Below are 14,026 nucleotides of genomic sequence, written 5' to 3' on the forward strand. Positions count from 1 at the left end.
TTGATCGTGTTCACACGGTCAAATGTGTGCGGGTTTGCTCGCGAAGGGAGCACCGCGGTGTATCAGTTACTGTGCAGTCGGGCCCACTTCACGCATCGGCTTGCCACGCACCGGCGCATCGCCTGCCACGTAGTAGTCGGCGGTGCTGCGCGGCAGCGGCTGGCGACCACGGATCTTGTCGGCGATTTTCTCGGCGATCATGATCGTCGGCGCGTTCAGGTTGCCGGTGGCGATGATCGGCATGATCGACGCATCGACCACACGCAGACCCTGCATGCCATGCACGCGGCCTTCGCCATCCACTACAGCCATCTCGTCGGTGCCCATCTTGCACGAGCAGGACGGGTGGTACGCGGTTTCGGCGTGCTCGCGGATGAACTTGTCCAACTGCTCATCGGTTTGCACTTCAATACCTGGGCTGATTTCGCGGCCACGGAACGGGTCCAGTGCCGGCTGTTGCATGATTTCACGCGTCAGGCGGATGCCGTCGCGGAATTCCTGCCAGTCCTGCTCGGTAGCCATGTAGTTGAAGAGGATGCTCGGGTAGTCCCGTGGGTTCTTCGACTTCAACTGGATGCGGCCACGGCTTGGCGAACGCATGGAACCCATGTGCGCCTGGAAACCGTGCTCTTCTACGCCATTGCTGCCGTTGTAGTTAATCGCGACCGGCAGGAAGTGGTACTGGATGTTCGGCCATTCGAATTCCGGGCGTGAACGGATGAACCCGCCTGCTTCGAACTGGTTGCTGGCGCCGATACCGGTGCCGTTGAACAGCCATTCGGCACCGATGGCCGGCTGGTTGTACCAGAGCAGCGACGGGTACAGCGACACTGGTTGGGTGCACGCGTATTGCAGGTACAGCTCAAGGTGGTCCTGCAGGTTTTCGCCGACGCCCGGTAGGTCGTGGACCACCGGGATGTCGAGGCTTTCCAGCAGTTTGGCCGGGCCAACGCCGGAGCGTTGCAGCAATTGCGGCGAAGCGATTGCGCCGCTGCACACCAGCACTTCCTTGCGAGCGCGGGCTTCAACGCGCTCTTCGGCTGCGCCGATCAGGTAACGCACGCCAACCGCACGCTTGCCTTCAAACAATACTTTGTCGGTGAGGGCGTGGGTGACGATGGTCAGGGTCGAACGCTTTTTAGCCGTGTCCAGGTAACCGCGCGCGGTGCTGGCGCGACGGCCGTTAGGCGTGACAGTACGGTCCATCGGGCCAAAGCCTTCTTGCTGGTAGCCGTTCAAGTCTTCGGTACGCGGATAACCGGCTTGTACGCCAGCCTCAACCATCGCGTGGAACAGCGGGTTGTTGCCGGCTTTAGGCGTGGTCACGCTGACCGGCCCATCGCCGCCGTGCCAGTCGTTCGGGCCGATGTCACGGGTTTCGGCTTTGCGGAAGTACGGCAGACAGTCCAGGTACGTCCAGTCTTCCAGACCGGGCAGTTTCGACCAGTTGTCGTAGTCCATGGCGTTACCACGGATGTAGCACATGCCGTTGATCAGCGAAGAACCACCCAGGCCCTTACCGCGACCACATTCCATGCGACGGCCGTCCATGTGTGGCTCTGGATCGGTCTCGTAGGCCCAGTTGTAGCGGCGGCCTTGCAGCGGGAAGGCCAGGGCTGCCGGCATCTGCGTGCGGAAGTCAAGACGGTAGTCGGGGCCGCCGGCTTCCAGCAGCAAAACGGTGACGCCTTCGTCTTCGGTCAGACGGGTCGCTAAGGTGTTGCCCGCAGAACCTGCGCCAACAATGATGTAGTCGTATTCTTGAGTCATTTGTACTCCGGGGGAGCTGCAAGCTCCTAGCTTCAAGCTGCAAGAAAGAGCAGCGAGCGGTGCATGTGGGAGATGCGGCAAACCAAACTGCTTTTACTTGCAGCTTGAAGCTTGCCGCTCGAGGCTCATCAGAACACTGATGCGTAATCGCCCAGCTCAACCTGTACTGATTTGATGCGGGTGAAGTTGTTCAGCGAGCTGATCCCGTTCTCACGGCCCACACCGGATTGCTTGTAGCCACCCACTGGCATCTTGGCGTCGGACTCGCCCCAGGCGTTGATCCAGCAGATACCCGCTTCCAGTTGATGAATCACGCGGTGGGCGCGGTTCAGGTCCTTGGTCACCAGGCCGGCAGCCAAGCCGAAGTCGGTATCGTTGGCGCGGCGGATCACTTCTTCTTCGGTATCAAAGGTGAGGATGCTCATCACCGGGCCGAAGATTTCTTCACGCACGATGACCATGTCGTCGGTGCAGTCGGTGAACACGGTCGGGGCCACGAAGGCGCCTTTGGCGAAGTCGCCGTCGGTCAGGCGGTCGCCGCCGCACAGCAGGCGGGCGCCTTGCTCTTTACCCTTGGCGATGTAGCCCAGCACGCTTTCCATGTGGGCAAAGCTGACCAGCGGGCCGAAGTTGGTGTTGTCGTCTTCCGGGTTGCCAACGCGGATGCGCGCAACACGTTCAACGATCTTGGCTTCGAACGCCGCTTGCAGGTGTTTGGGTACAAACACGCGAGTGCCGTTGGTGCAGACCTGACCGGAGCTGTAGAAGTTGGCCATCATCGCGATGTCGGCTGCACGATCCAGGTCGGCGTCTTCGAACACGATCAATGGCGACTTGCCGCCCAGTTCCATGGTCACTTCTTTGAGCGACGAGCTCGAAGCGCTGGCCATGACTTTCTTGCCGGTGTCGGTGCCGCCGGTGAACGAGACTTTCTCGATGCGCGGGTGCTCGGTCAGCCAGGTGCCGACTTCACGGCCGCTGCCGGTCAGTACGTTGAACACGCCAGCCGGAACGCCGGCTTCGGTGTAGATCTCGGCCAGTTTCAGGGTGGTCAGCGAGGTGACTTCGCTTGGCTTGAAGATCATCGCGTTACCGGCGGCCAGGGCCGGTGCGGATTTCCACAGGGCGATCTGGATCGGGTAGTTCCATGCACCGATACCCGCGACCACGCCCAACGGCTCGCGGCGGGTGTAGACGAACGAAGTGTCGCGCAGTGGGATCTGCTCGCCTTCGATGGCCGGCACCAAGCCTGCGTAGTACTCCAGTACGTCAGCGCCGGTGACGATGTCGACGTACTTGGTTTCGGAGAAGGATTTGCCGGTGTCCAGGGTTTCCAGGGCGGCCAGTTCATCGTTGCGCTCGCGCAGGATGTCGACGGCACGGCGCAGGATGCGCGAACGCTCCATGGCGGTCATCGCCGCCCAGATTTTCTGGCCTTTCTCGGCGCTGACCACGGCACGCTCAACGTCTTCTTTCGTTGCGCGTTGCACTTGGGCGAGAACTTCACCGTTAGCCGGGTTGATGGCTTCGAAAGTGGCATCGCTGCCAGCGTCGCTGTAGCCGCCGTCAATGTAGAGTTTTTGCAGTTCGAAACGGGCCATAAAGTCCTCGCAAGTGCATAAGTGGTTGGCGTTAACCGCCGAAAAGTGAGCCATAAGGGTGTGGCAACACTGAGCGGCAACGGTTCAGGGGTTGAGCGGTTACGTGTGCTCTAACTCACCTGCTTGGCCAATTGGAAATCCATGTATTCGTAAGCGATCCGTTGCGCCTGCTCCGTGTCGAAAGCGTCTCCCGACAGGGCGCCGCGCAACCACAAACCGTCGATCAGGGCTGCCAGGCCTCTGGCTGCTTTGCGTGCGTGGGGCAGCGGCAGCACTCGGCGGAACTGGCAGCACAGGTTGGAATACAGACGTTGATCGTTGATCCGCTGCAACCTGTGCAATGACGGGTGATGCATGCTGGTGGCCCAGAAGGCCAGCCAGGTTTTCATTGCCGGTCCGTTGACCTGGCTGGCGTCGAAGTTGCCCTCGATAATCACCCGAAGGTGCGCCCGTGGACTGTCGTCCTTCAGCGCAAGCCTTCGTTCGTGGACGTTCTCGATCAGCGCGTTCATCAAATAGCGCATCGTCGCTGCAATAAGGCCGTTCTTGTCCTTGAAGTAGTGACTGATGATGCCGTTCGAGACGCCGGCCAAACGGGCGATCAGCGCAATGCTGGCATCTCCCATTCCGACCTGATCAATCGCCGTCAGCGTGGCTTCGATCAACTGCTGGCGGCGTATGGGTTGCATACCGACCTTGGGCATGTAGCACCTCTCCTTAGGCCTGCGACGGGCGATGAACGTTCGTCGACTTGGTGGCCAGTCTATTTTGTTTTGATTGAACGTTCAATCAACAAAGAATAAGCTCTGCGACAAATGGTCGCTGCCTATAGGCATTTCCTACAAATGGGCGGCGACATCTGACACCTGCGAAAACCCCTGAAACGGGCCATATATGGGCCTGGCACCGCCTCGCGGGGCACAAGGATTTTCGGGGTGTCTTTATAACACCCGTCCGTCGACTGCCGAAAAATCGATGTTCCGGGATAACCGTTGCCTTGTGTTTCTCTCTCGCACTGCCCGGAGCATCTGCGCCATGAGTTCTGCCTCTCTTATAAAGACCCCGCCGGAAAAGGTCAGGGTCAACGGTTGGGTGTTCTACACCTCGACCGCGCTGATTCTGTTGTTGACTGCCATCCTGATCATCGCCCCGCAAGAGGCCGGGCGCATGCTCGGCATCGCCCAAGCCTGGCTGTCGAAAAGCTTCGGCTGGTATTACATGGTGGTCATCGCCGCCTACCTGGTGTTTGTGGTCGGCCTGGCGTTTTCGTCCTTTGGCAAGTTGAAACTGGGCAGCAAGGACGACACCCCGGACTTCAGCTACGGCGCCTGGGCCGGCATGTTGTTCTCGTCGGGTATCGGCATCTCGCTGCTGTATTTCGGCGCTTCGGAGCCGCTCGACCACTACTTCAACCCGCCTGAAGGCGCAGCGGCGAGCAATGGCGCCGCTCGCCAGGCGTTGCAATTGACCTTCTTGCATTGGGGCCTGCATGGCTGGGCAATCTATGCCCTGGTCGGCCTGGCCGTGGCGTACTTTGCCTACCGTCACAACCAGCCGCTGGCCTTGCGCTCGGCGCTGTACCCGCTGGTGGGCGAGCGTTGGGTGAAAGGCGCGGCCGGCCACGCGGTGGACGGTTTCGGTATGTTCGTGACCCTGCTCGGCCTGGTGACCAACCTGGGGATCGGCGCGATGCAGGTGTCGTCCGGGTTGGAAAACCTGTTCGGCATGCAGCACAGCAACACCAACTTGCTGATCGTGATCGTCGTGATGAGCACCGTGGCAACCATTGCTGCTGTGTCGGGTGTGGAGAACGGCATTCGCCGCCTGTCCAACCTCAACATCGTGCTGTTCAGCGGGTTGCTGATCTTCGTGCTGCTGTTCGGTCCGACCCTGCATTTGCTCAACGGCCTGGTGCAGAACACCGGTGATTATCTCAACGGCATCATCCTGAAAACCTTCGACCTCTACGTGTACCAAGGCGACGCCGACAAGACCGAGCGCTGGATGGGCCTGTGGACCCTGTTCTACTGGGCCTGGTGGATTTCCTGGGCGCCATTCGTGGGCATGTTCATCGCGCGTATTTCCCGTGGTCGCACGGTGCGTGAACTGGTCGCCGGCGTGTTGCTGATCCCGCTGGGCTTCACCCTGGCGTGGCTGTCGATCTTCGGCAACTCGGCGCTGGACCTGGTGCTGAACCACGGTGCGGTGGAACTGGGCAAGACGGCGCTGGAACAGCCGTCGATGGCTATCTACCAACTGCTTGAGCATTACCCTGCGTCGAAAATCGTCATCGGAGTGTCGATCTTTGTGGGCTTTGTGCTGTTCCTGACCCCGGCGGATTCTGGCGCGGTGATGATGGCCAACCTTTCCTGCAAAGGCGGCAATGTGGACGAAGACGCGCCGCACTGGTTGCGGATCTTCTGGTCGGCGGTGATCACCCTGGTGACCATCGGCCTGCTGTTTGCCGGCAACTTTGAAGCCATGCAGACCATGGTGGTGCTGGCGGGGCTGCCGTTCTCGGTGGTGCTGATCCTGTTTATGTTCGGTCTTCACAAAGCCATGCGCCAGGACGTGGCGATGGAACAGGAGCAGGCGCAATTGGCCGAGCGTGGCCGCCATGGTTTCAGCGAGCGTTTGACCGCGCTGGACCTGCAACCGAGCCAGGGCACCGTGCAACGTTTTATGGACAAGCGCGTCACGCCTGCGCTGGAAGAAGCGGCGCTTACGTTGCGTAACCAAGGGCTGCAAGTGCAGACCTTGCTTGGCAAGTCCAAACGCTGCATTGGTGTGCGTGTAGAGATGGAAGAAGACAACCCGTTTGTCTATGAGGTGAGCCTGGATGCTTACTCGTCGGCACCCAATGACCTGCCCGAGGAAGAGCGTACCCGCTACTACCGCGCCGAGGTTTACCTGTACAACGGGCCTCAGGAATACGACCTGATGGGCTTCGCCCCAGAACAGATTACCCGAGACGTGCTCGATCAGTTTAAAAGCCATCGGCAGCTCCTTGGCCGGGTCTATAGCTGATGATTGAGCAGGCGGCGCCCTCGATGGCGCCGCTTGGTTAATGCCTAAATACCTCCATTTGGTTACGCCGTGGTTAGCCCAGGTTCTTGCCTAGCAAGGCATGGTAAAGCTCGGTGTCTCCGAGTATTCCCACCACTTGGTTGTTGTCATGCAGCACCAGTTTATTGCCGGTGTGATACCGAATGTGCAACGCATCGCGCATGCCGATATTGGAGTCCACCAGTGTCGGCAGCCGGCCCAGAGCTTCCAATGTCTGCCCAGGTGCCCAGTTCTGCAGGTTCATCCCCACGCCATTCTGGCGCGCGCCCTTGATGATGTTACCTTCGGCCAGGTCCAGCCACGAGTCGTCGCCTGGGTCGAGACACACCGATCCGTTCACGCGCGTGCAGTTGTCCAGGGTACGCATCAGGCTGCGGCCGCACAGCACGTTGAGCGGGTTGGTATGCGCGACGAAGGTGCGCACGTAGTCATCGGCCGGGTTCAGCACGATCTCTTCCGGCACGCTGTACTGGACGATCTTGCCGTCTTTCATGATCGCGATCCGGCTGCCCAGTTTGAGCGCCTCATCGAGGTCGTGGCTCACGAACACAATGGTCTTGTTCAGTTTGCGTTGCAGCTCCAGCAATTCATCTTGCAGGCCTTGACGGATCAGCGGGTCGAGGGCGGAGAAGGGTTCGTCCATCAACAAAATGTCGGCGTCCATCGCCAGCGCGCGGGCCAGGCCGACGCGCTGCTGCATGCCGCCGGACAGCTCGTCGGGCTTCTTGTTGCGCCATTGGGTCAGGCCCACCAGCTCCAGTTTTTCATCCACCAGCTTGCGCCGGTCTTTTTCTGGGCGGCCCTGCATTTCAAGGCCAAAGCTGATGTTCTCGCGTACGGTCAGCCAGGGCATCAGGGCAAACTTCTGGAACACCATGGCGATGCGTTTGGTGCGCATCATCTTCAGTTCGGCGGGTGTGCAGGATGCGATGTCGATCTGGCGACCCTCATGCTCCACGAACAACTGGCCACGGCTCACGGTATTGAGGCCGTTGATGCAACGCAGCAAGCTCGACTTGCCGGAGCCTGACAGGCCCATCAGCACGCAGATTTCGCCTTTCTCTACATCCAGGCTGGCGTTCTCGACGCCAACAATTTGCCCGGTCTTTTTCAGGATCTCGTTACGGCTCATGCCCTGGTCCAGCAGATTGAGCGCTTCGCGTGGGTCTTTGGAGAAAATCACGTCGACATTGTCGAATCGGATAATGCTCATGCATCACCCCCTACTTTAGCTTCGGGTTGTTTGCAGATACGGTCGAGCATGATCGCCAGCAATACGATTGCCAGGCCGGCTTCAAAGCCCAGGGCAATGTCCGCGGTGTTGAGTGCGTTGACCACCGGTTTGCCGAGGCCGTCGGCGCCCACCAGGGCCGCGATCACCACCATCGACAACGACAGCATGATGCATTGGGTAATGCCGGCGGCAATGCTCGGCATGGCATGGGGCAGTTCAATGCGCGAGAGCAACTGACGGCGCGAGCAGCCAAAGGCCTTGCCGGCGTCCATCAACTCTTGCGGTACGTCTCGGATACCCAGGTAGGTCAGGCGGATCGGCGCGGCAATCGCGAACACCACCGTGGAAATAAGCCCAGGCACAACACCCAGCCCGAAGAGGGTCAGGGTAGGGATGAGGTAGACGAAGGTCGGTACGGTCTGCATCAGATCGAGCACCGGCCGCATCAGGGTGTAGAACAGCGGTTTGTGCGCGGCAACAATGCCCAGCGGCACACCGATGACCACGCAGACCAGGGTGGCGAACAGCACTTGCGCCAGGGTCTCCATGGTTTCCTGCCAGTACCCGAGGTTCAGGATCAGCAGGAAGGAGGCAATGACAAATACCGTCAGGCCCCATTTGCGTTGAATAAAGTGAGCGAGTAGCGCAACCAGACCGATCAATGCCAGCGGATTGAACCAGGTCAGCGCAAACGTCACGCCTTGGATCATCGTTTCCAGGGTCGATGCGATTGCGTCGAAGTAGTTGGCACCGTGTTGGGTCAACCAATCGACGAAGGCAGCGATGTACTGGCCTAGTGGGATTTTATGTTCAGTCAGCATGGTAGTGAATGTCCACATGCGAAGAGGGAAAACATCCCGGGGCAGTGCAGCGCCCCGGGGTCAGCGGTTGCTATTTGGCGAGGTAGGCTTTCACGGCGGCGAGACCAGGTTTGCCATCAACGGTGGTGACACCGGCGAGCCAGGTGTCGAGTACTTGAGGGTTTTTCTTCAGCCAGGCTTTCGCGGCGGCGTCGGGTTTCATCTTGTCGTCCAGGACATTACCCATCAGGGTGCTTTCCATGTTCAGGGTGAACGACAGGTTTTTCAGCAACTGGCCAACGTTGCTGCATTCCTGCGTGTAACCCTTGCGCACGTTGGTGTAGATGGTGGCCTGGCCGTAGTTGGGGCCGAACGAATCGTCACCGCCAGTCAGGTACTTCATCTTGAAGCGGGTGTTCATCGGGTGCGGTTCCCAGCCAAGGAACACGATGGCCTGGTCCCGCCTGGTGGCGCGTTCCACTTGCGAGAGCATCCCGGCTTCACTGGACTCAACCACTTTGAAACCGGCGGTTTTCAGGCCGAAGGCGTCTTTGTCGATCAGTGTCTTGATGGTGCGGTTACCGTCGTTGCCCGGCTCGATACCGTAGATCTTGCCGCCCAGTTCATCCTTGAATTTGGCGATGTCGGCGAAGTCTTTAAGGCCCTTGTTGTACAGCGCTTCCGGGACCGCGAGGGTGTATTTGGCGTCCTCCAGGTTGGCGCGCACGGTTTCCACGGTGCCGGCATCACGGTACTGCTTGATGTCGTTTTCCATGGTCGGCATCCAGTTGCCGAGGAAGATGTCCATGTTCTTGCCGTCGGCCAGCGACTTGTAAGTCACCGGTACCGAAATCATCGTGGTGCGCGGCGTGTAGCCCAGGCCCTTGAGGATTTCGCTGGTGGTCGCGGTAGTGACGGTAATGTCGGTCCAGCCGACATCGGAGAAGTTAACGGTATGGCACTGTTCCGGTTCTGCAGCGTTCGCCAAGACTGGCAGACTCAGCATGGCGGCCAACAACAACGAGGGTGAACCTTTCATCGGGGTAGACTCCTGTGTCTTTTCTCTGGCGGCATTCGCCGCGCTTTATAAGTGTTGCGGTTGGGGCGTGCGATGAAGCGCAGGCACGGCGCCTTGCAAACGAGTCGGGACTGATCATGTACCAGTGAAAATCTGACGCCTACAGGGGGCGTCGTATCCAGTACAGGGATGGTCGTATCCAGTGTCGGTAACGTCGCTTACAGATTTTTCCAGTGGCAAAACCGCAGTTTTTACCGATCTGCACCGCTAAAAACGGCCAAAACGCCTGATCGCACGAGAGCGGCGTTGGTGAGCATGGTTACGTCGGTGTGAGACGCCGTGAGGGCGGATAAAAGCTTGATGATGCCGCCATCTGGGCGATCTGAGCGTAGCAGCTTGTTCATGCCTAGCCTGCTCACCGAGGAGTTTCACGGCAATGGCTATCAGCGTTTTCGACCTGTTCAAGATCGGCATCGGGCCTTCGAGTTCTCACACCGTCGGCCCCATGCGCGCCGCGGCGTTGTTCGTCCAAGCATTGCGTGAACGTGAACTGTTGGAACAAGTCAGGCGCGTCGAAGTTCAGTTGTATGGCTCATTGTCGGCCACCGGCATCGGCCACGGCAGCGATACCGCGACCATCATGGGCCTGATGGGCGAGTGGCCGGACGCAATTGACCCGTCGCAAATCGGCAGCCGTATTCACACCCTGCGCGAGACCGACACCCTGTTGCTGGACGGGCGTTTGCCGGTGCCGTTTGTGTGGGCGCGGGACATGCGCCTGCTCGACGAAAACCTGCCGTTCCATCCCAACGCCATGACCCTGGTGGTGCACGGCGATAACGGCGAACTGCACCGTGATACCTACTATTCAGTAGGTGGCGGTTTTGTCGTGGATGAAGCCCAGGCGCACAGCGGCGTGGCCGATATGGATCGTACCGAGTTGCCTTACGAGTTTTCCAGCGCGGCGCAGCTGCTGCAGTTGTGCAAGACCCACAACCTGCGCGTCGCCGAGTTGATGCTGGCTAACGAAAAAGTCTGGCGCTCTGAAGAAGAAATCCGCAGCGGCCTGATGAAACTCTGGCGCGCCATGCAGGATTGCGTGGAGCAGGGCCTCAAGCACGAAGGCATCCTGCCTGGCGGCCTGAACGTGCGCCGACGTGCCGCCAAGTTGCATCGCAGCCTGCAAGAGTTGGGTAAGCCGAACGTGATCGGCTCGACCTTGAGCGCCATGGAGTGGGTGAACCTGTTCGCCCTGGCGGTGAACGAGGAGAACGCCGCTGGTGGGCGCATGGTCACCGCACCCACCAACGGCGCGGCGGGGATCATCCCGGCGGTGCTGCACTACTTTATGAAGTTCAGCGAGGCAGTCACCGAGGCCAACGTGGTCGACTACCTGCTCGGTGCGGCGGCGGTGGGGATCCTGTGCAAGAAGAACGCCTCGATTTCCGGTGCCGAAGTGGGCTGCCAGGGCGAAGTAGGCTCGGCCTGCGCGATGGCCGCCGCCGGGTTGGCCGAGATCCTCGGCGCCACGCCGGAGCAGCTGTGCAACGCGGCCGAAATCGGCCTGGAACATAACCTCGGCCTCACCTGCGACCCGGTGGGCGGGCTGGTACAAGTGCCGTGCATCGAGCGCAATGCGATTGCCGCGGTGAAGGCGATCAACGCCGCGCAGATGGCTTTGCGCGGTGATGGGCAGCACTTTATCTCGCTGGACCGGGTGATCCGCACCATGCGCGACACCGGGGCGGATATGCATGACAAGTACAAAGAGACGTCGCGGGGTGGGTTGGCGGTGAGTGCTGTGGAATGTTGAGTCAGTGACACTGCTATCGCAGGCAAGCCAGCTCCCACCTTTGGAATGCGTTCCCTTGTGGGAGCCGGGCTTGCCCGCGATAGCGGTAGTTCAAGCAACACTGCGCATAAAGTGAACACCCCGAACCAAAAGCGCCACCTTTTAGCGCGTCGCAAATAGATAAGTAGCCTCCGAACGATTTCCCGCATGAGCACCCGTCACCCGCGCTTGCGGTGACAGACTTGTCCCACATCCCTCAAAGCGCCTTCCCACAAGTGCTACCGTTCTGCTCACACTCTTTGAGCAGGCTCGTTCCTACGCGCAATTCTGGCGATATCCCTACGTACGGCGCGGGCTTATTTAGACGCGTCATGAGGTCGTTTTTAGGATTTATTGAATAGCCATTCAAATTCAGGCACGGCAATTGCTCTATCAATTCAAAGCCTCTCTTCTTTATGGATGAAGAGCGCAATAACAAGAGCCTCGCCTGAGGCCATCACCCGCTTTGTGTGAGGAGATACCGCGATGACGTCGTTCAACTCAGGGGCCCAACCCCAGAACCGTGCGCCTCAATCCATCGGCTTTTTGCTGCTGGACAATTTCACGCTGATTTCCCTGGCGTCCGCAGTCGAACCCCTGCGCATGGCCAACCAGCTCTCCGGCCGCGAGCTGTATCGCTGGACGACCCTGAGTGTCGACGGAAACCAGGTGTGGGCCAGCGACGGTCTGCAAATCACGCCCGACGCCTCCATGCATAAAGCCCCGGCCCTGGACACGGTGATCGTGTGCGGCGGCGTGGGTATCCAGCGCACCGTTACCCGTGAACATGTGTCGTGGCTGCAAAGCCAGGCGCGCCAGTCCCGTCGCCTGGGCGCGGTGTGCACTGGCAGTTGGGCCCTGGCCTGCGCCGGTTTGCTCGACGGCTTTGATTGCAGCGTGCACTGGGAATGCCTGGCCTCGATGCAGGAAGCCTTCCCACGCGTGGTCATGAGCACACGCCTGTTCACCCTCGACCGCAACCGTTTCACCAGCTCCGGCGGCACCGCCCCGCTGGACATGATGCTGCACCTGATCAGCCGCGACCACGGCCGTGAACTGTCGGCCGCGATCTCTGAGATGTTTGTGTACGAACGTATCCGCAATGAACAGGATCACCAGCGTGTGCCACTCAAGCACATGCTCGGCACCAACCAGCCGAAGCTGCAGGAAATTGTCGCGCTGATGGAAGCCAACCTGGAAGAGCCGATCGACCTGGATGAACTGGCGGTATACGTCGCCGTGTCCCGTCGCCAGCTGGAGCGGTTGTTCCAGAAGTACCTGCACTGTTCACCGTCGCGCTACTACCTCAAGCTGCGCCTGATCCGTGCACGGCAGTTGCTCAAGCAAACGCCGATGTCGATCATCGAAGTGGCGTCGGTGTGCGGGTTTGTGTCGACGCCGCACTTTTCCAAGTGCTACCGCGAATACTTCGGCATTCCGCCACGGGATGAGCGCGTTGGTTCCAACACCGCCCAACAGGTGGCGATGATGCCGATTCCGCAGGCGCTGGTGTTGTCGCCGTTGTCGGGGCCGATGTCGGCGTTGAGCCAGGCGCGTAACGAGTCGACTTTCGCCAGCGTAACGCTCTAGAACGAGTTGCCTCTATCGCAGGCAAGCCCGCTCCCACATTTTGATTTGTGAACAAGGTCAAATGTGGGAGCGGGCTTGCTCGCAAATGCGGGCTATCAGGTGCCTGAGTTCTGCTTGAACTGAACCAAAGCCGGCAACAACTGCTTGTCGATCGCCTGCCTCACCGCCGGCAAGATCGTGGCGCTACCGGTGTACATCTGCTCAACCATGCCCTTGAGGGCCTTGGCCCGCGCCGGGCTCAATCCACGCACCGCGCACTCGCAGGCCTGCTCGGCGGTGGCGCCGCTGGACACTTCAAAGCCCAATGAGCGCAGTTGGCCCAGCAGGTCATCCTGGTCAATCAAGTCCGCGTGCATCATGACGTTTATCCTGGTGTAGGGAGCGGGATCTGACGTGGATTCTGGTAGGCCATCAGCCGGTCGGCAAGGGCAGAATCAACGAATGCCTCAGATGGCTATGAACAGGTCGTTTTCGAGCCGTTTACCGACAGCAGTAATGGGTACATTGACTGCCAGGCAAGCGACTTGAAGGTTTGGTCACCCTCGGGATGTAAGGCCTACACAAAGCACTCTGCCCCGATCTTGTCACGGCTTGATCGGGGCTTTTTTTGGCTGTTCATTTTGGCGTGGGTAACCCTATGAGGCGGCCGAGGAGGGCGGGGCGGGTCAGGTCGGTCTGCTCGGCGTGGATGGCCGCAAGTTTCCCCAGCGTGGCCTCGGTGAATGGCGCCGAATGCGGGCCGGCGAGGTTCACGTGCAGCAGCATTTGCTCGTTGCCCGCCAGTTCCTTCGCATCACCCACCAAGTGCAGGCTGTGATAAAGATGCAGGCGCTTGGCGTCATGGGCGATCAGTTGGGTATGCACCTCGACCTCGGCCCCCAGTTTCACCTCGTGCAGGTAGTTCAGGTGCAACTCCAGGGTGAACAGTGAGTGACCGCTGGCTTCGCGGCTTTCACGGGTAAGACCCAGGGTGTCCATCAGCGCGTCGGTGGCGTAGCTGAAGATCAGCAGGTAGAACGCGTCGCGCAGGTGGCCGTTGTAATCCACCCAGTCGGGAAGGATGTTTGTGGTGTAGGTCGTCAGCGCAGGCATCACATAAATTCCGAATTTGTACGC

At 59.8% G+C, this 14,026-nt stretch carries 11 protein-coding genes; 3 read left to right on the forward strand and 8 right to left on the reverse strand.

Going from position 1 to position 14,026, the window contains the following annotated elements; translation table 11 throughout:
- Nucleotides 1-66: 66 nt before the first annotated feature.
- The 3 genes from betA to betI all read right to left on the reverse strand — a co-directional run bounded on the left by betA (nucleotide 67) and on the right by betI (nucleotide 4,075).
- Entirely contained in the window at nucleotides 67-1,770 is a 1,704-nt protein-coding gene (gene betA, locus AACY08_RS12750) for a choline dehydrogenase (protein WP_339469731.1), read from the reverse strand.
- Between the two features lie 128 nt (nucleotides 1,771-1,898).
- Complete coding sequence (gene betB / locus AACY08_RS12755; RefSeq protein WP_339415323.1) at nucleotides 1,899-3,371, reverse strand: betaine-aldehyde dehydrogenase; 1,473 nt, start codon at nucleotides 3,369-3,371, stop codon at nucleotides 1,899-1,901.
- Between the two features lie 110 nt (nucleotides 3,372-3,481).
- On the reverse strand, nucleotides 3,482-4,075 hold the full coding sequence (gene betI / locus AACY08_RS12760; protein ID WP_065871878.1) for a transcriptional regulator BetI: 594 nt from the start codon (nucleotides 4,073-4,075) through the stop codon (nucleotides 3,482-3,484).
- Nucleotides 4,076-4,463: 388 nt separating this feature from the next.
- Between betI and AACY08_RS12765 the strand changes: the two genes are divergently transcribed.
- Entirely contained in the window at nucleotides 4,464-6,398 is a 1,935-nt protein-coding gene (locus AACY08_RS12765) for a BCCT family transporter (protein WP_339469833.1), read from the forward strand.
- A 73-nt stretch (nucleotides 6,399-6,471) separates the two neighbouring features.
- Here AACY08_RS12765 and choV read toward each other — a convergent pair whose 3' ends face one another.
- The 3 genes from choV to AACY08_RS12780 form a co-directional block, all read right to left on the reverse strand.
- On the reverse strand, nucleotides 6,472-7,650 hold the full coding sequence (gene choV / locus AACY08_RS12770) for a choline ABC transporter ATP-binding protein (protein WP_339469732.1): 1,179 nt from the start codon (nucleotides 7,648-7,650) through the stop codon (nucleotides 6,472-6,474).
- A complete protein-coding gene (gene choW / locus AACY08_RS12775; protein WP_339469733.1) occupies nucleotides 7,647-8,492 on the reverse strand; it encodes a choline ABC transporter permease subunit in 846 nt (281 codons plus the stop codon). The genes choV and choW overlap by 4 nt, the downstream gene beginning before the upstream one ends.
- A gap of 70 nt (nucleotides 8,493-8,562) precedes the next feature.
- Nucleotides 8,563-9,510 carry a choline ABC transporter substrate-binding protein gene (locus AACY08_RS12780; protein ID WP_339469734.1) on the reverse strand — a complete coding sequence of 316 codons (948 nt, stop codon included), beginning with the start codon at nucleotides 9,508-9,510 and terminating at the stop codon, nucleotides 8,563-8,565.
- Nucleotides 9,511-9,925: 415 nt separating this feature from the next.
- Between AACY08_RS12780 and AACY08_RS12785 the strand changes: the two genes are divergently transcribed.
- Together AACY08_RS12785 and AACY08_RS12790 are read left to right on the forward strand one after the other, a co-directional pair.
- Entirely contained in the window at nucleotides 9,926-11,302 is a 1,377-nt protein-coding gene (locus tag AACY08_RS12785) for an L-serine ammonia-lyase (protein WP_339436132.1), read from the forward strand.
- Between the two features lie 504 nt (nucleotides 11,303-11,806).
- Nucleotides 11,807-12,910, forward strand: a complete 1,104-nt coding sequence (locus AACY08_RS12790; RefSeq protein ID WP_339469735.1) for a GlxA family transcriptional regulator — start codon at nucleotides 11,807-11,809, stop codon at nucleotides 12,908-12,910.
- Nucleotides 12,911-13,005: 95 nt separating this feature from the next.
- Here AACY08_RS12790 and AACY08_RS12795 read toward each other — a convergent pair whose 3' ends face one another.
- Complete coding sequence (locus tag AACY08_RS12795) at nucleotides 13,006-13,269, reverse strand: hypothetical protein (RefSeq protein WP_065871872.1); 264 nt, start codon at nucleotides 13,267-13,269, stop codon at nucleotides 13,006-13,008.
- Nucleotides 13,270-13,525: 256 nt separating this feature from the next.
- The gene (locus tag AACY08_RS12800; protein ID WP_339469736.1) at nucleotides 13,526-14,002 is read right to left on the reverse strand and encodes a thioesterase family protein; all 477 of its coding nucleotides are present in this window, start codon (nucleotides 14,000-14,002) and stop codon (nucleotides 13,526-13,528) included.
- Nucleotides 14,003-14,026: the final 24 nt, after the last annotated feature.

Origin of the sequence: Pseudomonas sp. EL_65y_Pfl1_R83 (assembly GCF_963970695.1) — a bacterium.
In the GTDB taxonomy this organism is placed as follows: domain Bacteria; phylum Pseudomonadota; class Gammaproteobacteria; order Pseudomonadales; family Pseudomonadaceae; genus Aquipseudomonas; species Aquipseudomonas tritici.